Source organism: Achromobacter sp. EG18 (assembly GCF_059759395.1).
The window spans coordinates 1956021-1977909 of the sequence record NZ_CM186213.1 but is presented as its reverse complement, the minus strand read 5'-3'; the positions used below and the strand labels follow the sequence as shown (position 1 = coordinate 1977909).

The 21889-nt window shown below is 70.1% G+C and carries 20 protein-coding genes and 1 riboswitch; of the genes, 6 read left to right on the top strand and 14 right to left on the bottom strand.

What is annotated here, in order from left to right; genetic code table 11:
- The first annotated feature begins 209 nt into the window (after positions 1-209).
- Positions 210-2315 (top strand): TonB-dependent receptor, encoded by a 2106-nt coding sequence (locus AC6CR5_RS08970; protein WP_498085544.1) that lies wholly within the window; start codon positions 210-212, stop codon positions 2313-2315.
- A gap of 42 nt (positions 2316-2357) precedes the next feature.
- Here the strand turns inward: AC6CR5_RS08970 and thiM are convergent, their stop codons facing one another.
- Together thiM and AC6CR5_RS08960 are read right to left on the bottom strand one after the other, a co-directional pair.
- Entirely contained in the window at positions 2358-3179 is an 822-nt protein-coding gene (gene thiM / locus AC6CR5_RS08965) for a hydroxyethylthiazole kinase (RefSeq protein WP_269876791.1), read from the bottom strand.
- Between the two features lie 61 nt (positions 3180-3240).
- A riboswitch (TPP riboswitch) is annotated at positions 3241-3376 on the bottom strand.
- Positions 3377-3501: 125 nt separating this feature from the next.
- The gene (locus AC6CR5_RS08960; RefSeq protein ID WP_498085543.1) at positions 3502-4176 is read right to left on the bottom strand and encodes a MarR family winged helix-turn-helix transcriptional regulator; all 675 of its coding nucleotides are present in this window, start codon (positions 4174-4176) and stop codon (positions 3502-3504) included.
- A 189-nt stretch (positions 4177-4365) separates the two neighbouring features.
- On the opposite strand from AC6CR5_RS08960, the gene AC6CR5_RS08955 reads away from it, so the two are divergent.
- The 3 genes from AC6CR5_RS08955 to AC6CR5_RS08945 are packed head-to-tail and all read left to right on the top strand — an operon-like array spanning position 4366 to position 6147.
- Positions 4366-4824, top strand: a complete 459-nt coding sequence (locus AC6CR5_RS08955; RefSeq protein WP_200221511.1) for a VOC family protein — start codon at positions 4366-4368, stop codon at positions 4822-4824.
- Positions 4825-4845: 21 nt separating this feature from the next.
- Positions 4846-5523, top strand: coding sequence for a flavin reductase family protein (locus AC6CR5_RS08950; RefSeq protein ID WP_200221510.1), 678 nt, complete (start codon positions 4846-4848; stop codon positions 5521-5523).
- Positions 5524-5532: 9 nt separating this feature from the next.
- Positions 5533-6147 (top strand): ABC transporter ATP-binding protein, encoded by a 615-nt coding sequence (locus AC6CR5_RS08945; protein WP_200221509.1) that lies wholly within the window; start codon positions 5533-5535, stop codon positions 6145-6147.
- 15 nt (positions 6148-6162) lie between these two features.
- Here AC6CR5_RS08945 and AC6CR5_RS08940 read toward each other — a convergent pair whose 3' ends face one another.
- On the bottom strand, positions 6163-6924 hold the full coding sequence (locus AC6CR5_RS08940) for an SDR family oxidoreductase (protein WP_498085542.1): 762 nt from the start codon (positions 6922-6924) through the stop codon (positions 6163-6165).
- A gap of 146 nt (positions 6925-7070) precedes the next feature.
- Between AC6CR5_RS08940 and AC6CR5_RS08935 the strand changes: the two genes are divergently transcribed.
- Positions 7071-7802 carry an SDR family NAD(P)-dependent oxidoreductase gene (locus AC6CR5_RS08935; RefSeq protein WP_498085541.1) on the top strand — a complete coding sequence of 244 codons (732 nt, stop codon included), beginning with the start codon at positions 7071-7073 and terminating at the stop codon, positions 7800-7802.
- Positions 7803-7807: 5 nt separating this feature from the next.
- Here AC6CR5_RS08935 and fdx read toward each other — a convergent pair whose 3' ends face one another.
- Positions 7808-8146, bottom strand: a complete 339-nt coding sequence (gene fdx, locus AC6CR5_RS08930) for an ISC system 2Fe-2S type ferredoxin (RefSeq protein ID WP_006384976.1) — start codon at positions 8144-8146, stop codon at positions 7808-7810.
- Between the two features lie 208 nt (positions 8147-8354).
- Positions 8355-9380, bottom strand: a complete 1026-nt coding sequence (locus tag AC6CR5_RS08925) for an SAM-dependent methyltransferase (RefSeq protein WP_498085540.1) — start codon at positions 9378-9380, stop codon at positions 8355-8357.
- A 190-nt stretch (positions 9381-9570) separates the two neighbouring features.
- Here AC6CR5_RS08925 and AC6CR5_RS08920 point away from each other — a divergent pair, with 190 nt between their 5' ends.
- Positions 9571-10221 (top strand): LysE family translocator, encoded by a 651-nt coding sequence (locus AC6CR5_RS08920; protein ID WP_026384282.1) that lies wholly within the window; start codon positions 9571-9573, stop codon positions 10219-10221.
- 30 nt (positions 10222-10251) lie between these two features.
- Here the strand turns inward: AC6CR5_RS08920 and AC6CR5_RS08915 are convergent, their stop codons facing one another.
- The 9 genes from AC6CR5_RS08915 to AC6CR5_RS08875 all read right to left on the bottom strand — a co-directional run bounded on the left by AC6CR5_RS08915 (position 10252) and on the right by AC6CR5_RS08875 (position 21872).
- Positions 10252-12789, bottom strand: a complete 2538-nt coding sequence (locus AC6CR5_RS08915) for a spermidine synthase (RefSeq protein ID WP_498085539.1) — start codon at positions 12787-12789, stop codon at positions 10252-10254.
- A 75-nt stretch (positions 12790-12864) separates the two neighbouring features.
- Positions 12865-14508, bottom strand: a complete 1644-nt coding sequence (locus tag AC6CR5_RS08910; protein WP_049054710.1) for an arylsulfatase — start codon at positions 14506-14508, stop codon at positions 12865-12867.
- A 46-nt stretch (positions 14509-14554) separates the two neighbouring features.
- Positions 14555-15577, bottom strand: a complete 1023-nt coding sequence (locus tag AC6CR5_RS08905; RefSeq protein WP_026381990.1) for an HAD family hydrolase — start codon at positions 15575-15577, stop codon at positions 14555-14557.
- Entirely contained in the window at positions 15574-16956 is a 1383-nt protein-coding gene (locus tag AC6CR5_RS08900) for a BatD family protein (protein ID WP_498085538.1), read from the bottom strand. Before AC6CR5_RS08900 ends, AC6CR5_RS08905 begins: the two co-directional genes overlap by 4 nt.
- Positions 16953-18464 (bottom strand): vWA domain-containing protein, encoded by a 1512-nt coding sequence (locus AC6CR5_RS08895; protein WP_498085537.1) that lies wholly within the window; start codon positions 18462-18464, stop codon positions 16953-16955. The genes AC6CR5_RS08900 and AC6CR5_RS08895 overlap by 4 nt, the downstream gene beginning before the upstream one ends.
- Entirely contained in the window at positions 18449-19468 is a 1020-nt protein-coding gene (locus tag AC6CR5_RS08890; protein WP_054443657.1) for a vWA domain-containing protein, read from the bottom strand. Before AC6CR5_RS08890 ends, AC6CR5_RS08895 begins: the two co-directional genes overlap by 16 nt.
- Positions 19455-19955: a DUF4381 domain-containing protein gene (locus AC6CR5_RS08885; RefSeq protein ID WP_498085536.1), complete on the bottom strand. Its 501-nt coding sequence runs from the start codon at positions 19953-19955 to the stop codon at positions 19455-19457. Before AC6CR5_RS08885 ends, AC6CR5_RS08890 begins: the two co-directional genes overlap by 14 nt.
- Positions 19952-20896 carry a DUF58 domain-containing protein gene (locus AC6CR5_RS08880; protein WP_054443656.1) on the bottom strand — a complete coding sequence of 315 codons (945 nt, stop codon included), beginning with the start codon at positions 20894-20896 and terminating at the stop codon, positions 19952-19954. Before AC6CR5_RS08880 ends, AC6CR5_RS08885 begins: the two co-directional genes overlap by 4 nt.
- Before the next feature lie 4 nt (positions 20897-20900).
- On the bottom strand, positions 20901-21872 hold the full coding sequence (locus AC6CR5_RS08875) for an AAA family ATPase (RefSeq protein ID WP_498085535.1): 972 nt from the start codon (positions 21870-21872) through the stop codon (positions 20901-20903).
- Positions 21873-21889: the final 17 nt, after the last annotated feature.

Here is a 21889-nt window from a genome sequence, read left to right as displayed (position 1 = left end):
GGGACGGGTTATGACCCGCTGGTGACATGCGGACCGCCGGCAACGCCGCGCACGCGTTGCATGGGCAAGCTTAAAAACATCTGAATTGGACGCGCGTCTCATTTATCGTCGTCTCAAGGCAACGGAACGATAAAAGCATTGCGACTGATTCTCGTTGTCAAGAGAATGGCGAATCCTTCCATTTCAAACGACTTCGATACTCGCTGGCCATGCACGTCCTTCGTCCCCTCTCCGCCGCCTTGCTCGTCCTGGGCCCGCTGGCCCCCCTGGCCGCCCAGGCCCAGGCGGCTGCGCCCACCGCCACCTTGCCCGCCGTCAGCGTCGTCGGCACCGATGACACCGCGCAAAGCTACAACCCGCCGGCGTCCACCAGCGCCACCAAGATCGACGCGCCGCTGCGCGACATTCCGCAGACGGTGAACGTGGTGCCGGCGCAGGTGCTGCGCGACCAGCACGCCATGTCGGTGCAGGACGCGCTCAAGAACGTGCCCGGGGTCAGCTTCTCGACCGGCGACGGCCAGCGCGACCAGGTCTCGATCCGCGGCTTCACCGCCATCGCCGACCAGTTCGTCGACGGCTTCCGCGACGACGCGCTGTACTTCCGCGACCTGTCCAACGTCGAGCGCATCGACGTCATCAAGGGCCCGGCGGCGGTGCTGTATGGCCGCGGTTCGTCCGGCGGCCTGATCAACCGCGTGACCAAGAAGCCGGGCGAAGACATTTCGCAGGTCGGCCTGAGCTACGGTTCGTGGAACGACCGCCGGCTCGACCTGGACCTGGACCGGGCCAACGAAAGCGGCAGCATGGCCTGGCGCCTGACCGGCGCGGTGGAGAAGGGCGACAGCTATCGCGACAAGCAATTCATCGACCGCAAGGCGGTCGCGCCGTCGGCCCAGTTCAAGCTGGGCGAGAACACTACCTTCCTGCTGCAGACCGAGTTCCTGGAAGACCGCCGCCTGACCGACTTCGGCATCCCGGCCTACCATGGCCGTCCGGTCGACGTGGACCCGTCGACCTACTACGGCGCCGAGAACGCGCGCGATACCGACTACACCCAGACCCGGGTGCAGTCCTATGCCGCCACGCTGACGCACCGCTTCAACGACAACTGGTCGCTGCGCAACGCCACGCGCTACTACCACTACACGCTCAACCGCAACAACACGCTGCCGGGTTCGGTCAACGAAGCCGCGCGGACCGTGTCGCTGACCCACGGCAACGTGCTGCGCGACGAGCACGGCTGGACCAACCAGACCGAACTGATGCAGCGCGCGCAGTGGGGCTCGGTGCGCCACGACATGCTGTACGGCATCGAGGTGGGCCAGCAGAACAAGGACCTGGTGAATTGGTCGGCCGCCAACGTCGCGGTGGTCGACCTGTTCGACCCGCGCCTGCCGACCTTGCAGCGCCAGGTGAGCGGCGCGCCGGGTTCCGACAGCCTGGGCCGCTTCAACACCCTGGGCCTGTACGTGCAGGACATGATGTCGCTGGGCGAGCACTGGAAGGTGCTGGCCGGCGTGCGCCACGACCGCTTCGAGCAGAAGACCGAGGACCGCCGCAGCGGCCGGGACCTGTCGCGAACCGACTCCAATTTCAGTCCGCGCCTGGGCCTGGTGTTCCAGCCGGATAGCGTGCAGTCGTACTACGTGTCGTGGAGCCGTTCCTACCAGCCCTCGGGCGAGACCTTCGCGCTGGCGGCCAACAACGTCGACCTGGCGCCGGAGAAGACCACCAACTACGAAGTCGGCGCCAAGTACGATTTCCTGGATGGCAAGCTCTCGACCACGGTGTCGGTGTTCCGCCTGGAGCGCACCGACATCAAGGTCACCAATCCGGTGACCAACACGCTGGTGCCGGTGGGCACGCAGCGCACCGACGGCGCCGAATGGACCCTGTCGGGCGACCTGTCCAACGGCTGGCGCGCGATGCTGGGCTATGCCTACCTGGATGCGCGCGTGACGCAGTCGGTGGCGCGCGACGCCGGCAAGGATGTGCAAGGCAAGCGCGCCACGCTGACGCCGCGCCATGCCGGCAACGTCTGGATCACCAAGGACCTGGGCGAGGGCTTCGGCGTCGGCGCCGGCTTGAACCTGGTGGGCGCGCGCTTCGCCAATCCGGGCAACACCGTCAAGTTGCCCGGCTACGTCACGGCGGATGCCGCCGCGTGGTGGCGCCAGGGGCCGTATTCGGTGCAGTTGAACGTCTACAACCTGTTCGACGCCGGCTACATCGTGTCGGCGCACGGCAGCAGCCCCAACCTGAACATGCCCGGCGCGCCGCGCAACGCCATGCTGAGCCTGCAGTACCGCATGTAGGGGCAAGCGTCCGCGCGCCGGTCCGGCGCGCGCAGGGCGGGATCAGCGCAGCGGCGATTCGGCCGTCAGACTGTCCGTTTCCAGCGCCGCCAGCGCGTCCAGGAAGCGCCACGCGAACGAACCCGGACCTTCGGCCAGCGCGCCGGCGCGGCGGCCGGCGATGCCGAAGCACGACAGCGCCGCCACCGCCGCCGTGTAGGCGTCATCGCGCGCCACCGCCGCGAAGGCGCCGACCACCGCCGTCAGTGCGCACCCCGTGGCGGTGACCCGCGGCATCAATGGCGAACCGCCGGTCACGCGCACCTCGCGCCGGCCGTCCGTGACGAAATCGACTTCGCCCGTCACCGCCACCACCGTGCCGCGCGCCTGCGCCAGTTCGCGCGCGGCCGCTTCGGCCAGTTGCACCGGATCGCGCGCGTCCACGCCCTTGCTGGCGCTCTGGCCGCCGGCCAGGGCGATGATCTCCGACGCGTTGCCACGGATCACCGTGGGCCGCAGGTCCAGCAGGCGCCGCACCGCGTCGCGCCGGAAGCCGGTGGCGTGATGCGCCACCGGATCCAGCACCCAGGGCGTGCCGGCCTTGGCCGCCGCGGCGGCCGTGAGCAGCATGCTGTCCAGCCAGGGGGATGAGAGCGTGCCGATGTTGATCACCACCGCGCCGCTGATGGCGGCAAATTCGGGCGCTTCCTCAGCCGCGTGCACCATGGCCGGCGACGCGCCGATCGCCAGCAGCGTATTGGCCGCGGTATTCATCGACACGAAGTTGGTCAGGCATTGCACCAGCGGCGCGTCACGGCGCACGGCCGCGTACAGGTCGCGCGAGGCGAGCGCCAGGTGGGACAGGGTGGGGGCGTTGGAGGCCATGCCGCAGGTCCTTGCAAGGGGACAACGGGCGGGGCGGGGCGTCATGGCGCGGCATTGCGGGCCGGCGGGTTGCGCACCTTCCCTACGCCAGCATTGTCTGGATCAGGTTCGACGGGTCTCTCGCGCCGCGCGCCGCGCGCGGGGCGCGGCCGCCATCGGAATCTCAGCTTCTTGCCGAAGCTCCCCGGGTGGATGGGGCTATGTTCGGAGGGGGGAGGGGGAATGTCAAGCGGGCAGTGCGCCTGTACCGGCCCAAGGGACGGGACCTTATGCTATTCCGATAGCGGCAGGAAGTCGTACCCGCGCAAGTGACGCACCCCCGTCAGGCGGCCGGCTCCTTCAACTGCCGCCAGACTTTCGCCAGGATGCCCTGCAAGGCCTTGCGGTCGTTCTCGTCCAGGCAATCCACCAGCGACGCGCACATGGTCCAGAACGCCGGCAGCGCCTGCGTGAGCAGTTCGCGTCCGGCGTCGGTCAGCGCCAGCGAGATGCTGCGCCGGTCTTCGTGGTTGAGCGCGCGCGTGAGCAGTTCGCGCTTTTCCAGCCAGTCCAGCAGGCCCGTGACCGTCGAGCGCGTGACGCCGAAATAGTCGGCGATGTACGACGGCGTCACCGCGCGGCTGTCGATCAGTCCGCGTTCGGCCAGGCCGAAGATCATCAACACGTCGAGCTTGCTTTCCGATATGCCGAACGGCGCCAGCGCGGCGTTGGCGCGCTGCTCGACGTCGTCGGCCAGCCATAGCAGCAGCAGTCCCAGTCCGGCCGCGCCCGCGTCGGTGCCGCGCGCGGCGGTTTGCGCCATCAGCGCCAGGTGCGGCCGGGCGGCGGCGGCCGCGCCGTCGCGCTCGGCGCGGGCCTGGCGGGTGGCGGGGATCCCGGGCAATTCCGGCGCGACACGGGCGTCTGCCGGAGCGGGGGATTTGGGGGCGGGGGCCTTGGCGGCGCGCCCGGCCTTGGCAGCCGGGGCGGCGGGAGCGGGGGACTTGCGGACGGGCATGGGGCAGGGGTTGTCGCGGGGAATGAGGGACGCCGGGGCGGCAAATTCGGATTATACGTCGATCAAATAATACGATTTGCATATAGTACGTTTAACGTACTATATTCGCCGCTGCGGCATTCATGCCGTGTCCGCAGCCCCGGCGTCGTCGCCCGGCACACTGCGCTGCCCCTAACGAGGAGACTCCCCATGCCCGTCAAAGTGCTTGAACTTCACCACGTCGGATTCGGTGTGAACCACGCCCAGGCCGACGCCATGCTCGATTTCTACCGCGATGTCCTGAACCTGCCGCAGGATCCCGCGCGCTGGAAGATTCCGGGCATCTATGGTTCGTGGATCAACCTGCCCAATGGCACCCAGCTGCACATCCTGGGCAGCGAGGGCCCGTCGCGCTACGCCAAGGGACCGGGCAAGGATCCGGTGTCCAACCACATCGCGCTGGCGGTCGAGGACGTGCTGGCCGCCGAGCAGGAACTGATCGCCCGCGGCATCGAGTACTTCACGCTCGACAACGTGGCCTCGCCCAGCCTCAAGCAGCTGTTCCTGCGCGACCCCGCCGGCAACCTGGTGGAAATGCACCAGTCCAGCGCCCGCCGGGCCGGCGTCGAAAAGCCGGAGCAGGATCCGGCGCGCGCGGGCAACGAATAATCGACCAGGATCTGCCAGCCTATGTACTTCGACATGCAAGCGCTCAGCGGTGAGCAGCGCAGCAAACTCATGCATTCCACCGTCCTGCCCCGGCCTATCGCCTGGGTCGGGTCGCGCGATGCGCGGGGCGCGTTGAACGTCGCGCCGTTTTCCTTTTTCAACGTGATGTCCGGCGATCCGCCGATCCTGTGTTTCTGTGTCGGTTCGCGCGATGGGCGGCTGAAGGACACCGCGCGCAACATCGCGGCGCGCGGCGAGTTCGTCGTCAACCTGGTGTCGGCGGCGCAGGCGCGCCGCATGAACGTGACCGCCATCGACTTCGATGCCAGTATCGACGAGTCGATGGAGGCGGGGCTGCTGCTGGCGCCGGGCCGCAATGTGGACGTGCCCCGGATCCAGGACAGTCCCGCGTCGATGGAGTGTCGCGTGCGCCAGCTGGTCGATATCGATGCGCGCCGCACGCTGGTCATCGGCGACATCGTGGGCATGCACCTGATCGACGCGGCCGTGGCCGATCCCGATCGCATGTTCATCGATCCCCTGCCGATGCAGTTGATCGGCCGGCTGCACAATCCGGGCTGGTATTGCGAAGTGACGCGCGCCTTCCAGATGGCGACGCCGTCGGTGGCGCAATGGCGCCAGATGCAGCGGGAAGGCGTGGCGCAGCAGTACCTGGAGGAATCGCCGGTTCCTGCGTAAACTGGCGCCATGCTACGCATCGACAATCTCACCAAACGCTACGGCGACCATCTCGTCTTCCAGGGGCTGACGCACGCCTTCGGGCCGGGCTGCGTGGCGCTGTGCGAAGAGGAAAGCACCGGCAAGTCCAGTCTGCTCGGCATCATCGCGGGCGTGATCGCGCCGGATGAGGGCGAGGTCTGGATAGATGGCCAGCCGCTGGCGCAAGCGCCGCGGCAGGCCAGGGCGCGCCTGGCCTACGTGCCCGACAACTGCCTGGCGCTGCCGCAGCAGACCGGGCGCGGGCTGCTCGAACAGGCGGCGGCGGAAAAGGGCGTGGCGGTGGACGACGCGGTGCTCGACCTGGCCGCCCGGCTGGGACTGGAGCCGCACCTGGACAAGCGCTTCGAGCAGATGTCCACGGGCACGCGCCGCAAGGTCTACCTGACCGCGGCCGCCCTGGGCGACCCGGCCGTCGTCATCGCGGACGGCCCCAGCAACGGGCTGGACACGCCGGCGCGGCGCGCCCTGGCCGAATTGTTCCAGACCTGGGGCAGGGACCGGCTGGTGCTGTTCGCCAGCCACGATCCCGAGCTGGTGCAGGCCTGCGGGGCAACCGTCGTGGACGTTGCCGCGCTGCGCTAGCGGGCGGTTCCGGGCTTACTTGCCGCCCGTGACGTCGACGAAGGTGCCGGTGACGTACGAGGCCTCGGCGCCGGCCAGCCACAGGATGGCCCGCGCCACCTCTTCGGGCTGGCCGCCACGGCCCATGGGCACGGTGTCCTTGATGCGGTCCACCCGTCCCGGCTCGCCGCCGCTGGCGTGCATTTCGGTGTAGATGTGGCCGGGGCGCACGCAATTCACGCGGATGCCCTCGCGCGCCACTTCCTTGGAAAAACCGATCGTGAAGCTCTCCAGCGCGCCTTTCGAGGCGGCGTAGTCCACGTATTCATTGGGGCTGCCCAGTCGCGCCGCGGCCGAGGAGATGTTGATGATGGCGCCGCCGCGGCCATTGTGGCGCTGCGACATGCGCCGGGCTGCCTGCTGCGCGCACAGCATCGGGCCGAGGGAATTGACCGCGAAGATCCGCTGCATGCGCTCGAAGGCCAGGTCCTCCAGGCGCGACTGGCGCGCGATGATCGCGGCATTGTTGACCAGCACGTCGAGACGGCCGAATTCGCGGTCGATCGCGTTGAACAGGCCGGCGATCTGGTCCGGGTCGGCGCTGTCGGCGCGCACGGCCAGGGCGCGGCGGCCCAGCGCCTGCACGTCCGCCACCACCGCCTGCGCGGCCGCCTCGTTGGCGACATAGCTGAGCGCCACGTCATAGCCCTGCGCCGCGGCCAGCCGCGCGGTCGCGGCCCCGACACCGCGACTGCCGCCGGTGATGAGGATAACGGGGGCTTGAGCGTCGTTCGTCATGGGAAATCTCCGTGTATGGGGCAAGGTCGGGGCGACCGGCGCGCGAGCGCCGCGTCGATGACTATACTTCCCCGGGAACCGCAGCATCCATTGCCGGCGTCCCCGCAATGGACGGGCGCCGGCCCTGTTTTCCGAGGAGTTTTTCCATGGCACGCATCTTCATCACCGGTTCGGTCGACGGCCTGGGCCTGGCGGCCGCGCGCGCACTGCAGGCGGACGGACACCAACTGGTCGTGCACGGCCGCAGCCGCGAGCGCCTGGAGGCCGCGCGCGACCTGCTGGCGCGCGGGGCGCGGGCGGTCGTGGGCGACCTGGCCGACCTGACGCAGACGCGGGAGCTGGCCGAACAGCTCAACGCCCTGGGCCAAATGGACGCGGTCATCCATAATGCCGGCGTGTTCACCGGCGCCGCCATCCTGCCGGTCAATGTGACGGCGCCCTATGCGCTGACCGCGCTCATCACGCGGCCGCGGCGCCTGATCTACCTGAGCAGCGAAATGCACTACGATGGGCGGCCCGAGCTGGGCGGTCTGGCCTGGGACGGGGCGCGCGAAACCGCTTCGTATTCCGACAGCAAACTGTTCGTGACGGCCCTGGCCGCCGCGGTGGCGCGGCGCTGGCCGGACGTGATCAGCCAGGCCGTCGATCCCGGTTGGGTGCCCACCAAGATGGGAGGCCCGGACGCGCCGGGAGACCTCCGGCTGGGCCACATGACGCAGGCGTGGCTGGCCACGACCGACGATGCCACGGCCCGCGCGAGCGGCGGCTATTGGCACCACCAGGAGCGGCGCGAGCCGCATCCGGCCGTGCATGACGAGGCCTTCCAGGCGCGTCTGCTCGACGCGCTTTCCGGAGCCACGGGGATCGACCTGGCGTGACCGCCTCAGTGGTTTTCCTTGGCATGATTGAGCGTGTATCTGGGAATATCGATGGTCAGGTCCTGCTCGCCGACGATGGCCTGGCAACTCAGGCGTGACTGCGCTTCCAGGCCCCATGCGCGGTCCAGCAGGTCTTCCTCGGTTTCGTCCATTTCGTTGAGCGCGTGAAAGCCTTTGCGGACGATGCAGTGGCAGGTCGTGCATGCCCGGCTTTGCTCGCATGCGTGTTCGATGTGGATGCCATGGTCGAGCAGGGCGTCGCAGATGGACGCGCCTTGCCTGGCGTCCACAACGGCGCCCTCGGGCGCGAGGTCGGGGTGGGGGAGAACCGTGATTTTCGGCATGTCGGGGTACCTTTGTTCGTCGGGACGGCAGTGAAACGCCCGCGTACGCTGAAAGGGGCGGCGTTTCACCATGCGACCAGCGTAAAGGTGGCCACCTTGGCAAGGTCAAGCGTGTCCCGGGGACCGATACCCTGGGCCGCGGCATTGCCGTGCCCCGGGGCTGCTCGGTGTATTGGCCGGAACGCCGTCGAGTTTCGTCTTGCCCAGCTTATCGAGCGCCGGCGGCGCTGGCGCGGAAGGCAAAAAAGCTGTCGCCGGGGATCAGCCGCGATACCTCCACGTTTGCATAACCGGCGTCGCGCAACTGCTGCCGCATTTCGTCGCTGTCGGGCAAGCGGCCGCCGTGCCGGTTCGACGCGCCCCATAGATTGAGGGCTTCCATGCCGGCGTTGCCGCCCTGGCAGCAGGTGGCCAGCAGGAGCTGCCCCGCAGGCTTGAGCAGTTGTCTTACCCGGGCCAGCAACGCGACCCGCTCGTGGACCGGGAAATAGTAGATATTGTTGTACAGCGTGACCAGGTCGTAGGCCGGACTCAGCTCCCCGTGTCGTATGTCGCCGGTTTCGATGGTGACGCGGTCCCGCAGCCCCCAGGCCTGGATGTTCTCTTGGGCGACGCGCGCGACCCGGGGTTGCAGTTCCAGCCCGGTCGCGGTCAGGTCGGGATTGTGCAGGGCGGCGTGGCGGATGTAGATCGCCGAGCCGCAGCCCACTTCAAGCAGCCGGCAGGGCCCGGTGCGCGGCACGAAACGCCGGATGGCCTCGACCAGGAAAGGCTCGAGCGCGCGCGATGAGCGCGCGGTCAGTTCGCCGTCCTGGTTTTCCAGGTCCCAGAGTTCCCCCTGGCGCAGCTTGGCCGGCGTCTGCAGGATCAGGCGGTGATGCATGCTGGCCGCTTCCTGGACCAGCGCCAGCGTGGCGTCGTTTTCGGGCCGCGCCAGTTTCCTGGCCAGGCCGCGCAATGCATATCCCTCGGGCCCCAGTTGCAGCAGGCCGAGCCGGCAGCCCATCTGTAGCCAGGCGCGCAGGGCTTCGCGCGCGCCGGCCGCGTCGCCCGCGGGGTTGCCGGCCGCCAGTTGCGCCAACGGGATCGGCCCGTCGGCCAGGCGCGCCATCAGTCCGGACGCGCTCAATGCCGCCAGGAAACTGAGCTGGTAGAACGGCCGGTACAGCACATTGGCGGCCAAAGCCGGCAAGAGCTGTTTGTTCCTCAGCATCTGCAACAGCGGTCTGAACATGATGATCGATCCAATTATTCAACGTCGTTAAATATTAGACGTCGTTCAATATTATGGTCAAGTTGCGGGAAGGCGAGTCCCTCGCGCTGGCATGGCGGCGCGCATGCCGGGCGGGCGAACGCGCCGGAACGGGGCGCGCTGCGGTACAGTGGGATTCCCATTCCACCTGCCCACCGCTGGAGCCTGAACCATGGAATTCGTGATTCCCAGTACCGCAAACCTGGCGCTGTTCGTCAGTGCCGCGCTGATCCTGTTGGCGATTCCCGGACCGGCCGTGCTCTATATCATTGCCCAGTCGGTCGAACAGGGCCGCAAGGCGGGGCTGGTGTCGGACCTGGGCATCCACGCGGCCACGCTGGTGCACGTGCTGGCGGCCGCGCTCGGATTGTCGGCCTTGTTGGCTTCCTCGGCGCTGGCTTTCAGCATCGTCAAGTATGCTGGCGCCGCCTACCTGATCTGGCTGGGCCTCAAGAAAATCTGTACGCGCCCGGCCGCCGCCTCCGTCGACGCGCCGTCCAAGACGCGTGGCTACGGCAGGATGTTCCGCGACGGCTTCATCGTCAATCTGCTCAATCCCAAGACGGCCCTGTTCTTCATGGCGTTCCTGCCGCAGTTCGTGGACGTCAGCCGCGGCCATGTGGCCGCGCAGGTGGTATTCCTGGGGCTGGTCTTCACCTTGCTGGGCCTGGCCAGCGACGCGTGCTACGCCTTTGCCGCGAGCGCCGCCGGCCAATGGCTGCGGCGCAGCCGCGGCTACCTGCACTTCGAGCGCTATGTGGGGGGCGCCATGTTGATCGGTCTGGGCATCACGGCCGCATTCGCCGGCAACAACAGGAAATGACCGGGCGGTAGCGATGGCCGGGGGCCGGCGTCAGTCCGCCGTCTCCGCGCCGCTCATGAACCATCGCAGGTAGGCGTTCTCGCGGCTGGCGCGGGCCAGCACGGGGGCGTCGCGCGACCAGCTTTCGCGGTCGCCGCGATACGCCGCCAGCGCGCTGCGATAGAACAGGTCCAGCACGGCGCGTTCGCCGTCGATGTCGGCGGCCCAATCGGCTGGCGGGCCTTGCAGGGGCGGCGCGCCGCGCAATGCCATCAGCGCAGGCAGCGTGCGGACGATCTCGCGCGGGCGGACCCAGGGGGCGTATTCGATCGAGGGCCTGTCGTCCGTCACCGGCGCGGCGTCCTCCGCAAAGCGCGCCAGTCCCTCGCGGTCGGTCACCCAGGTCGCCATCAACGCCGCCACCGAGGACACGCCGACTTGCGCCAGGGCGGCATGCAGGGCCGGCGCGGCAAAGCGCCGCGCCATGCGTTCGGGCACCAACGGCAGCGGATCCGGCGACCCGACCAGCAACATTTCATGTAGCTCGGTGGTCCACAGCGAGGCGTGCGGGAATACCGCGATGAAGCTGGCCACCAGGGCGCGGGTGTCGTCCAGGTTCTGCGTCGGCAGGGGCAGCCACTGGGCCACGATGCCTTGCGGATTGAGCCGGCGCGCCGCCAGCTCGTAGAAGTCGCGGGAATACAGGTTGACCACGCCCGCGGCCGACGGCGGCGGCGGCTCCAGCGTGATCAGGTCGTACGTGTCGGCGCTGGCCAGCAGCTCGCGCCGGCCGTCGCGCAGCCGCACTTGCAAGCCGCTGTCGCGATAGGCGTCGTAGGTGCCCTGGAAAAACGGCGCGGCCTGCAGCACGCCGGGCAGCAGTTCGGCCACCACCCGGCGTTTCAGGCCGGGATAGCGCGATAGCGCGCCCGCCGTGATGCCGGTGCCATAGCCGATGACGAGGGCGGATTCCGGTTCGCCGGCATGCACGATCAGCGGCAGCAGGGCTTGCAGCCGCATGTAGCGCAGCGATGGCATGGCATCGCCCGAGTTCGACACGCCCTGGATGTAGAGGCGGTTGAAGCGCTGCCCGCCGCGGCCGTTCTCGACCACGGCAACGGTGCCGCCATGGCTCTCGTGGTGGAATACCAGGGGCTTGCCGCGCGCGCCCGGCATGAGCCGCGCCAGATGATCCTGCGGCAGGGCCCAGCCGACGATGAGCGCGGCGACGCCGAGCGCGCCGGCCAGCGCCGGGGCCATGGGGGCGACCGCGCGGCCGCGCCAGGCGGCCGCCACGCCCACGGCGCACGCGGTCGCGGCAAGCAGCGTCAGGCTGCGGATCGTGCCCAGCCAGGGCAGCAGCACGAAGGCGACCAGCGCGGTGCCGGCGATGCCGCCCAGGGTGTTGGCCGCCAGGGCCAGGCCTGCGCCACGGCTGCGGCGCTCGCCCGGGGCGACGATCTGCAGCACCGCCGGAAAGGCCGCTCCCAGCAGCAGGGTGGGCAGCAGCACCACCGCGCTGGCGGCGACGGCGAAGCGCGCGCTCATTCCGGCCAGGCCATTGTCGAAAATCCTGCGCATGCCGGCTTCGGCCAGATCCTGGGCCGGCACCAGCCAGAGGCCCAGCAGCGCGGCCTCGGCCAGGGCAATCAGGCCCGCGCCCGCGATCAATGTCGCGAACACGCGCCACGGATCGCCGAACCGGTGGCCCCAGCGGGCATAGCATGCCGCGCCCAGCGCCAGCCCGGCCAGGTAGACCGCCAGCACCACCGAAAAGGCGAAGGCCCGCGTGCTCATGAAGGGGATGATCATCTGCGACCACAGCACCTCGTAACCCAGCGCCACGGCGCCAGCCACCGCATACAGCGCCGCGGCCAGCCGGGCCTGCGGCGACAGGCGCGACGCCTCGCGGGCGGCGGGGCTGTCGACCGCCGGGGCCGGCGGCCGGCCGCGCAGCGACCACGCGCCGCAGGCGGCCGCCAGGTTCAGCGCGGCGGCGGCCAGGGCACTGCCTTGCACGCCGAGGGCGGGAATCAGCAGGAAGGCCGGCAGCAACGCGCCGGCGATGGCGCCGGTGGTGTTGGCGGCGTACAAGGCGCCGCCATCATGGCCGCTGCGGCCGGCGCTGACCGCGCGCATCAGGATGGGCAAGGTGCCGCCCATGAAAAAAGGCGCCAGCGCGACCACCGCGAACAGGATGGCCCAGGCCAGCAGCGGCTGCTGCGGCTGCCAGCGGGCGAACAGGCCGGCGCCGTGCGCCAGCAGGAAGGTGACCGCCAGCGCGGCCAGGCCGATCGCCAGTTCGACGGCGGCATACATGCGCCAGGGGTTGGCGTGCCGTTCCGCCAGCCTGCCCAGCCACCAGCTGCCCGCCGCCAGCCCCAGGAAAAAGGCGCTGACGGCCGTGGCGATGGCGTGGACTTCGACCCCGACGATCAGGGAAAGCTGCTTGATCCACAGAATCTGGAATATCAATGAGGCCGCGCCCGACAGTCCCAGCAGCGCGCAGGCGGGCGCCAGGCTCGCGCCCGCGCCCGTCAAGGTTCCGGCTTCGTTCGGTGACGCGCTTGCCACGCCTGCTTGTGCCATACGGGACGCTCCATGGATTGAGGGACTGCCATCACGCGCAGGCGGCGCCCGCCGCGGCGGGCGCCGCCTGGCGCGCTACGAGCCGGACTTGCCTTGTTTCCTGGCCTGTTCCTCGAAGTGCTTCTCGATGGCCTTGTCCACTGCTTCCTGCACCTGGTCGACGCTGAAGCTCGCCGGCCGCTGGCTGGGCGGATACTCGACGAAGGTCTGCAGGAACTCCGACGCCTTGGCCGAGCCGATGAACGCCAGATAGGCGTTCTTGGACAGCCAGTCGTTGTACTGGTCGGAGACGATGTCGGCGCGTTCGTACGGGTCCATGCGCAGGTTGAACACCTTCGGCACGCGCAGGCACACGAACGGGTCGCTCCAGACCGCGAAGCCGCCCGGCGCGCGCTGTTCGCAGAACACGATCTTCCAGTTCTCGAACCGCATGGCCACCAGCAGGCCATCGTCGTTGAAGTAGTAGAAGTCGTCGCGCGCGCTCTTGTCCGACTTGCCGGTCAGGTAGTCGAGCTGGTTGTAGCCGTCCAGGTGGACCTTGTAGTTCTTCTGCCCGCCACCGGGCGTCCAGCCCTTGAGCAGGCGGTCCTTCACGTCGGTGTCGCCCACCGCCGCGAGCAGGGTCGGGAACCAGTCCAGGCCCGACACGATGCCGTTCTTGACCGTGCCCGGCTCGATCTTGCCGGGCCATCGCACCATGGCCGGCACGCGGAAGGCGCCTTCCCAGTTCGAGTCTTTCTCGTTGCGGAACGGCGTGGTGGCGGCATCGGGCCAGCTGAACTGGTTCGGCCCGTTGTCGGTGGTGTAGACCACGATGGTGTTGTCGGCGATGCCCAGGTCGTCGAGCTTCTTGAGCAGCTTGCCCACGTCCTGGTCATGCTCCCACATGCCATCGGCGTAGTCGTTGCCGGGCATGCCGCTCTTGCCCTTGTACTCGGGCCGGATGTGGGTGTAGATGTGCATGCGCGTGGTGTTCATCCACACGAAGAACGGCTTGTCGTCCTTGGCGTGCTTGTCGATGTAGTCCAGCGCCGCGCCCACGGTCTCGTCGTCGATCGTTTCCATGCGCTTGGTCGTGAGGGCGCCGGTGTCTTCGATCTTGCCGTCGGCCGAAGCCTTGATCACGCCGCGCGGCTTGTAGGCCGCGATGATGGGATCCTTGGGATTCTGCGGCCAGTAGGGGCGCTCCGGTTCCTCCTCGGCGTTGAGGTGGTAGAGGTTGCCGAAGAATTGGTCGAAGCCGTGCTTGGTCGGCAGGTACTCGTCGCGGTCGCCAAGGTGGTTCTTGCCGAATTGCGCGGTGTTGTAGCCATGCGACTTGAGCGCCTGGGCCATGGTGATGTCGCGATCCTGCAGGCCCACCGTGGCGCCCGGCACGCCGACCTTGGACAGGCCGGTGCGCCGTGGCGACTGACCCGTGATGAAGCTCGACCGTCCGGCCGTGCAGCTGTTCTCCGCGTAGTAGTCCGTGAAAATCGCGCCTTCCTTGGCGATGCGGTCGATGTTCGGCGTCGTGTAGCCGACCACGCCGCGCGTGTAGGCGCTGATGTTCGCCTGTCCGATGTCATCGCCGAAGATCACCAGGATGTTTGGTTTCTTCCCGGAGGTATCGCCCTGGGGCTTGGCCTGCCCCGTTGTCGCCTGCGCCTGCGCGCCGCCCATGGCCACCAGGCTGCTGGCGGCCAACAGCGCGGCGCCCCACCATCGTCTTGCCTTCATGACTGTTCTCCTTGCCCGCTCGGGGCGCGTTGATTCACCACAATCACTACTGGTCGAACGAATACACCTGCTTCCACTCCTGCTGCATGTCCACCACGGTCCACCCCTGGCGGCGAGCCTCGTCCAGCGCCTTGTCCAGGCGGCCGATCTTGGAATCCCGGTCGTAGGCCCATTCGCGCCGGGCATCCGTGTGATGCACCAGCGCCGCCAGCCGCGGTCCGGGTCCGGCGGCGGTCCACTGCAGCATCTGCAGGTCGCCGTCCGAATTGCCGAAAGCCAGGATCGGCCGCTTGCCGATCTGGCGCTGGATCGACACGGGCTTGCCCGGGCCGTCATCGTTGAATTCCAGCTTGGCCGTGCGCCACAGGGTGGGCTTGCCGTCACGCATGTCGAAGGTCGTCACGAAGGTCGTGCCGATGACCTGTTCGGGCGGAATGCCATAGGCCTGCTGCGCCCAGGCGCGCATGAATTCGACCTCGCCGCCCGACACGATGTAGGTCTTGAAGCCGTTCGCCCTCAGGTAATCGAGCAGTTCGCGCATCGGCTTGTAGGTCATGGCGGTGTAGGGCTGCTGGAAGCGCGGATGGCGCGCCGTGCCGACCCAATGCCTGACACTGTCGGTGAAGGCCTCGGTCGTCATGTCGGCATGGGTGACGCCGACAATCTTGATCAGGCCCTCCGTGCCGCTGGCCGCGAGCGCCGCATGGTCGCCCGCCAGCGCCGCCTGATAGGGTTGCTCGCGCCGCCACTGCGGGTGGCTGGGCGCCATTTCCTTGACCCGGTCGAGCGAGAACAGCAGTTCGAAATATGCCGGTTGCTCGCTCCACAGCGTGCCGTCATTGTCGAACACCGCGATGCGGTCCGCCTCGGCCACGTAGCCCGCGCCGCCCGGCGTGGTCACGGTCCGCACGAAGTCCACGATGGCGCGGCGCGACGGCCCGTCGTTCCATGAAGGCAAGGTGGCTGCCGGGTCGGCGCGGTGGCCCGCGCAAGCCGACAACAGCCCGATCGCCATCACGCCACACAGCAGGCGCCAGCGGCGCCACACCTGCATTCCCCAGTCGCTCATGGGTTGCTCCTTGCGGGCCCGCGGCCCGTTGCCGATGCGCCGTCCTGGCGCGGATTCATATGGCGCGGCAAGGCGTGCGGCGCCGGGTGCGCCGCCGCGGCGCGCCACGCCCGACGCCAGTCGCGCGACAGCGCCAGCCACTGCGCGCGCGGCGCCGCGCCCTGGCGCTGCGGGCCATAGGTGGCTTCGAGCAGCGCGTTGCCGGCGTCTCGCTGCGATGCCTGCGCGGCGCGCAGCGCGCCGCGCAGGTCCGGGCTGTGGGCGGCAAGGCCGAGCCAGCGGTAGAACGCGGTCAGGCCGGCGGCCGCGTCGCCGGGCGCGCGCCGCCACTGCCGCCAGGCATAGCGCTCGCCCGCGCGGTAGCGCGCCCGCGCCGCGCGCAACCGGGCGCGCGCCGCCGTCGCCAGCCGCCGCAGCGGATAGCGGGCCGACCAGGCAAGCAGCGCCAGTGCGATCACGGCGGCCGCGGCATGCAGCCAGGCGGCCGGAATCACCCAGCGCAGGCCCTGGCGCAGATGCGCCAGGTCATCGGCCAGCGAGAACGGCGGCGCGGCGGCGGGCGCGGCGCCGACCTGGAAGCTGCGTCCCGGCAGGCGGGCCTGCGCGCCGCCGGCGCCGCTCGCGTCCGGCGAGTTCCAGGACAGGGCGGGCAGGGCGGCTTCGCCGGCCGCCAGCGGCTCGTAGTCGCTGCGGTCGACGCGCTGCCCGCCCAGGAAGCCGCCGCGGCCGTCGGTCAGCGTCGTAACTTCCGGCTCATGCGGATAGCGCTTGAAGCCGGGCACGTCGCGCAGCGGGGCCGGGGGCAGCATCATCGGCTGCACCCCCATGGCGCGCTGCGTGACCGATCGCGTGATGCGCCCGCCCACGACGGCCGGATCGGGCGCCAGGCTGAATGCCTGGGATACCTCCGGCGTGGGCGCCGGTGCGGCTGCGGCGCCCGCCGTGGCGGGCGTGGCCGTCACCTCGAACGTGAGCGGCTGGCTGGCGCCCGCGGCGTCACGCTGGCCCGGACCGACCTTGGCGCTGACCCGCAACGGCGGCACCGTCACCGTGCCGGCCGCGGCGGGGCTGAGCAGGTAGGTGTAGCGCAAGCCGCTGTAGGCCACGCCGTCGATGGTTTCATGCAGGATCGCGCCTTCACCGGTGGCGGGCGTCACCATGACGCCCGGCAGGCTCAGCGCGGGCAGTTGCGGCGGCTGGGTGAACCAGGTCGATGTAAGCACGTCCAGTTGCAGCGGCACGGTGGCGCCCGGCGCGATCCGCGCCGCGTCCTGGATGGCGGCGCGCACGCGCAACGCCGGCGCGGCGTCCTGCGCCCGGGCGGGGACGCACGCCAGGGCCAGCGCCCACAGCAGGCCGGCGAGCATGGCGGTTTTCATGGCGTGGCCTCGCGCATGCTGTCTTCCACCGCGAACTTGCCGCGCAGGAACTGGGCCGGCGACAGCGTCAGGTTGCGCAGCCATACGTCTTCGGAGACGGCCTTGGGCGCCGCGGCCGTCTTCATCCTGGCGTCCTTGGCGGCGCGGTCCTGGCGGCTCTGGTCGGGCGGTTCGGCCTGGTCGCCCTGGTCTTCCTGCGTCATGGCGGCCAGCAGCCGGCGCAGGATGTCGCGATTGAAGACGGCGTCGGGCCACTCCGGGCGCAGGGCCAGCGCCTTGTCGTAGGCCGCCAGCGCGGCGTCGTATTGGCGCAGGCGGGTCTGGCAGTTGCCCACATAGAAGTGGGCCTGCGGTGTGTCCAAGGCGGAGAACGCCGTCAGTGCCGCGGCATAGTCGCCAGCCTCATAGGCGGCGCGGCCCTTCCAGTACGGATCGGCGAAATGGGCCGCGGCAGCCGCATAGTCGCCGTGGTCGAATGCCCACCGGCCTTGCTGGTCCGGCGTGAGGAAGGCGTCCGCCCAGGTTCCCGCCTGGGCCGGCTGCGGCGCGGTCCAGATGCCGGCCACCAGCAGGCAGGCCGACCACGACACGCGCCAGCCCCGCCGCAGCGCCATCAGCGCCAGCAAGGCCAGCGGCCAGCACAGCCAGTAGCCGGCGTCGCGCCAGTGCGGTTGCGCCGTGGCGGCGTCCTGGACCGCGCGGAAATGCTGTTGCGCATGCAGCCGGACCCAGTCCAGATCGTCGGCGCTGCGCGTCAGGCTGCCCAGGGGGGCGTGCGCGGCCTGCGCCAGGTCGCGCAGCGCGCCGGTGTCCAGGCCGTTGATACCCACGGCCATGACCAGTACCTGCAGGTCGGGCGCGGCGCGGGCGGCCTTGCCCACCGCGTCCAGGGTGGCGGGATCGGCGCCATCGGTCAGCAGCAATACCGAACCCCCGGCGCGCTCGGCGCGCAGCACCTGGTTGGACAAGGCGATGGCGCCTGCGACGTCGCGGCCGCGCGCCGGCAGCAGATCGGTGGCCAGCGCCTGCGCGAACAGGTCGAGCAGGGCGGCATCGTCGGTCGGCGGCAGCACCAGATGGCTGGTGCCGGCATACACCACCAGGCCGGTCTTGGCGCCCTTGCGCTGGGCGGCGATGTCGCGCACGCTGCGCTTGACGGCTTCGAGCCGGCTGGGCGGCACGTCCGCCGTGTCCATCGAGGCGGACAGGTCCACCGCCAGCACCAGCGGCGCCACATTGTCCAGATAGCCGGGCTCGTCGCGCTGCCAGGTGGGCCCGGCCGCGGCGACCGCGCCCAGGGCCAGCAGCGCCGCCAGCACGTCGATGGGGCGCGGCCCACGGCTGCCCGCCGATTGCAGCAGCAGATAGGGCAACAGCTGCGGCGCGATGCCGCTGTGCCGTGGCCGCGCGCGCAGGGCGCGCCACCCGGCCCACAGCAGCGCGGCGGGCACCAGGCCCAGCAGCCACAGGGGCCGCAGGAAGTGGAAGGCGCTCAGGTCGAGGTCCATGCGCCGTCCTCTTTTTCCCGCGCCACCGACTGCCCATCCCGCCGCCATGCCAGCAGCGCCGCGATCGCATGCCACAGCGCCAGCAGCAGCACCGCCAGGCCCACTGGCACCCAGAAGAAATCGCGCTTGGGCTGGTGGCTCAGCGTGTCGACCCGGCGCGGCGTGATCTGGTCCAGGGTCGCATACACCTGTTGCAGGCTCTCGCGGTCGTTGGCCTGGAAGAAGCGCCCGCCGGTGGACTGCGCAATGTGTTCGAGCAGGCCGAAATCGACCTTGTCGTCGCCGCGCGCTTGCGGGTCGCCCATGCCGATGGTGTGGATGCGGATGTGATGCTGCGCGGCCAGGGTGGCGGCGCGTTGCGGCGGCACCGCGCTGCCGGTGTCGTTGCCGTCGGTCAGCAGGATCAGCACCTTGTCGGGTTCGTCCACGGCATCCAGCATGCGGATGGCCAGGCCGATGGCGTCGCCGATGGCGGTATTGGGCCCGGCCATGCCAACCGCCGTGTGCCGCAGCAGCAGTTGCAGCGCCGCGTGGTCCAGCGTCAGCGGCGCCTGCGGATAGGCGGCCGTGCCGAATACGATCAGCCCCAGCCGGTCGTCGCCGCGCCGGGTGATGAAGTCCGCCACCACGGCCTGCACCGCGCTCCAGCGGCTGACCGGGCGCCCCTGCGCGTCGCGGAAATCCGTGCTGTCCATGGACTGCGAAATATCGAGCGCCAGCAGCACGTCGCGCACCGGCCGGCTGTGCGTGAGCGGCGGCTCCACCCATTGCGGCCGTGCCAGCGCCAGCACCAGCAGCAGCCAGACCGCCACCCCGAGCCACGCCTGGGCGCCGCCGCGCGACGCTTCGGGCCGGTGCGGCGAGCGGCCGGTGAGCGTGGCGATCTGCTCGAAGAACGGCATGCGCAGCGCCGAGCGGGCGGGTCGATAGGGCGGCAGCAGGCGCCAGGCGACCCAGGCCAGGGGCGCCAGCGCCAGCAGCCACGGATATTCAAGCCGCCACATGGTGCCGCTCCATCCAGACGCGCGTTTCGCGCAGCAACTGCCGCGTCTGCGCCGGCGCGAGGCCGCGCAGGCGATCGTCGGGCGCATAGGCGATGACCGCCAGCAGCCGCGCGCTGTCCGGCGCCAGCGCGACGCTGCCGGCCGCCAGCGCGCGCACCCAGGCGTCGCCGCTGAGCGCGCCGACGCCGCCGGTCTTCCCGCCTCCCCGTTGCGCCGCCAGGGCGGTGCGCTTGATCAGGCCGGGCAGGGCGCGCAGGGCGAGCGGATCGGCCTGCACGGCCCGATCGAGCCGGCCGAGTTCGGCCAGCGCCTCGCGCCGGTAGCGGTTGCGGCGGCGGTGGCGCAGCGCGGCAAACAAGCCGCCGCCCAGCAGCGCCAGCAGAATCACGCCCAATACCAGCCAGCCCCAGGTCTGCGGCCAGTAGGGCACTGCCGCCGGCAGCGGCAGCTCGCGCAGTTGATCGAGTCCGGGCGCCTCGGCGCTCATGCGCGGCCTCCCGGCGCCGGCATGCGCCCGAGTTCGCGGCGCAGTTGCATCAGCGCATCGTCGGCCGTGTCGATCGAGAGCAGCGGCACCTGGCTGCGGCGCAACAGGTCCGCCACCTCGCGCAGGCGGCCGCTGAAGAAGTCGGCCAGCGGTCGGCGCTCGCGCTCGCGGCCGATGGCCACTTCGATCTGCAATTCACCCTGCGAGACCACCAGCCGGCCGCGCCGCGGCAGGTCCTGCGCCATGGGGTCGTACACCAGCATCGCCAGCACGTCGTTGTGCGCGGCCAGCAGCCGCAGCAGGCGCAGCGTCTGCGCATCGGCGCCGACGAAGTCGCTGATGACGCAGACCAGCCCATCGTGCGGCATCAGGGCCTGGGCGGCCCGCAGCGCCTGGTTGAGCGCGCCGTCGGCGTCCCGCGCGGCGCTGTCGGCCGAGAGCGCGCCGTTGGCGCGCGCCACCGCAGCGAGCATCTCACGCACCCGGTCGCGGCTGCGCAGCGGAGCGATGGCGTGGCTGCCGTCATCGCCGAAGACAATGCCGCCGACGCGGTCGCCAGCGCGGTAGACGGTCCAGGCCGCCAGGGCGGCCAGCCGCGCGGCGACGGCGCACTTGAAGGCGCGCACGGAGCCGAAATACATGCTCATGCGCTGGTCCACCACGATCAGCGCGGGCCGGTCCCGTTCCTCGGTGTAGGTGCGCACGTAGGGCTTGCCGTAGCGTAGCGAGGCGCGCGCGTCCAGTTGCCGCAGGTCGTCGCCTGCGACATAGCGGCGCAGTTCGGAGAAATCCAGGCCGCGCCCGCGCAGGCGGGAGGCGTGCAGGCCGGCCAGCACACTGTGCGGTTTCTGGCGCGCGCCCAGCGAAAGCCCCTGGACGGCCGCCTCCAGCCCGACGAGTTCGGACAGGGGCGGATGCACGGGATGCGGGGGCGCGCTCATGGATCTAGGCCGGCACGGCGACGGTATCGAGCAGGCGACCGATCACGGCCTCGGGCGTCAGCCCATCCGCCACCGCGTCGTACGAAAGGTGCAGGCGGTGGCGCAGCACCGGCAAGGCCACGGCGCGCACATCGTCGGGCGTGCTGAAGGCGGCGCCGCTCAGCCAGGCATGCGCGCGCGCGGCGCGATCCAGGGCGATGGCGCCGCGCGGACTGGCGCCGATCTGGAGCCAGCGCCCCAGGTCCGCGTCGTAGTCGGCTGGCTGGCGGGTGGCATTGACGAGGTCCACGATGTACTCGTCGACCGCGGGCGCGACCTGCACCGCCGCCACCTCATCGCGACAGGAGAACAGGGCTTCCTGAGACAAGGGCGCCGCCGCGCGCGTGCCGCCGGCCGCGGCCGGATGGCGCAACAGCGCCAGCATGGCGGCCTCGTCGGCGGCGGCCGGGTAGTCCAGCCGGATCTTCATCAGGAAGCGGTCCATCTGCGCTTCCGGCAAGGGATAGGTGCCTTCCTGCTCGATCGGGTTCTGGGTGGCCACCACCATGAACAGCGCCGGCATCGGGCGCGTGGTGCCGCCCACCGTGACCTGCCTTTCCTCCATGGCCTCCAGCAGCGCCGACTGCACCTTGGCCGGGGCGCGGTTGATTTCGTCGGCCAGGATGATGTTGCCGAACAGCGGTCCCTGCTGGAACTGGATGCGATGGCCGCCCGCGCCATCGGCCTGCAGCACGTCGGCGCCGGTGATGTCCGAAGGCAGCAGGTCCGGCGTGAACTGGATGCGGCTCATGCGCGCGTCCAGGTTGGAGGCCAGTGCCCGCACCGTGCGGGTCTTGGCCAGGCCCGGCAGGCTTTCCAGCAGGATGTGGCCGTCGGCCAGCAGGCCGACCACGATCATCCGGACGACCGCGTCCTGGCCCAGCACCTGTTGGTTGATGGCGCTTTCGAGCGCGAGAATGGCATCGCGTTGACTCATGAAGACAAGCCCCTCCC

Coding starts and splice junctions, on each gene's coding strand:
- AC6CR5_RS08970 (WP_498085544.1), top strand. CDS start 210: ATGCACGTCCTTCGTCCCCTCTCCGCCGCCTTGCTCGTCCTGGGCCCG.
- thiM (WP_269876791.1), bottom strand. CDS start 3,179: ATGGCCTCCAACGCCCCCACCCTGTCCCACCTGGCGCTCGCCTCGCGC.
- AC6CR5_RS08960 (WP_498085543.1), bottom strand. CDS start 4,176: ATGCCCGTCCGCAAGTCCCCCGCTCCCGCCGCCCCGGCTGCCAAGGCC.
- AC6CR5_RS08955 (WP_200221511.1), top strand. CDS start 4,366: ATGCCCGTCAAAGTGCTTGAACTTCACCACGTCGGATTCGGTGTGAAC.
- AC6CR5_RS08950 (WP_200221510.1), top strand. CDS start 4,846: ATGTACTTCGACATGCAAGCGCTCAGCGGTGAGCAGCGCAGCAAACTC.
- AC6CR5_RS08945 (WP_200221509.1), top strand. CDS start 5,533: ATGCTACGCATCGACAATCTCACCAAACGCTACGGCGACCATCTCGTC.
- AC6CR5_RS08940 (WP_498085542.1), bottom strand. CDS start 6,924: ATGACGAACGACGCTCAAGCCCCCGTTATCCTCATCACCGGCGGCAGT.
- AC6CR5_RS08935 (WP_498085541.1), top strand. CDS start 7,071: ATGGCACGCATCTTCATCACCGGTTCGGTCGACGGCCTGGGCCTGGCG.
- fdx (WP_006384976.1), bottom strand. CDS start 8,146: ATGCCGAAAATCACGGTTCTCCCCCACCCCGACCTCGCGCCCGAGGGC.
- AC6CR5_RS08925 (WP_498085540.1), bottom strand. CDS start 9,380: ATGTTCAGACCGCTGTTGCAGATGCTGAGGAACAAACAGCTCTTGCCG.
- AC6CR5_RS08920 (WP_026384282.1), top strand. CDS start 9,571: ATGGAATTCGTGATTCCCAGTACCGCAAACCTGGCGCTGTTCGTCAGT.
- AC6CR5_RS08915 (WP_498085539.1), bottom strand. CDS start 12,789: ATGGCACAAGCAGGCGTGGCAAGCGCGTCACCGAACGAAGCCGGAACC.
- AC6CR5_RS08910 (WP_049054710.1), bottom strand. CDS start 14,508: ATGAAGGCAAGACGATGGTGGGGCGCCGCGCTGTTGGCCGCCAGCAGC.
- AC6CR5_RS08905 (WP_026381990.1), bottom strand. CDS start 15,577: ATGAGCGACTGGGGAATGCAGGTGTGGCGCCGCTGGCGCCTGCTGTGT.
- AC6CR5_RS08900 (WP_498085538.1), bottom strand. CDS start 16,956: ATGAAAACCGCCATGCTCGCCGGCCTGCTGTGGGCGCTGGCCCTGGCG.
- AC6CR5_RS08895 (WP_498085537.1), bottom strand. CDS start 18,464: ATGGACCTCGACCTGAGCGCCTTCCACTTCCTGCGGCCCCTGTGGCTG.
- AC6CR5_RS08890 (WP_054443657.1), bottom strand. CDS start 19,468: ATGTGGCGGCTTGAATATCCGTGGCTGCTGGCGCTGGCGCCCCTGGCC.
- AC6CR5_RS08885 (WP_498085536.1), bottom strand. CDS start 19,955: ATGAGCGCCGAGGCGCCCGGACTCGATCAACTGCGCGAGCTGCCGCTG.
- AC6CR5_RS08880 (WP_054443656.1), bottom strand. CDS start 20,896: ATGAGCGCGCCCCCGCATCCCGTGCATCCGCCCCTGTCCGAACTCGTC.
- AC6CR5_RS08875 (WP_498085535.1), bottom strand. CDS start 21,872: ATGAGTCAACGCGATGCCATTCTCGCGCTCGAAAGCGCCATCAACCAA.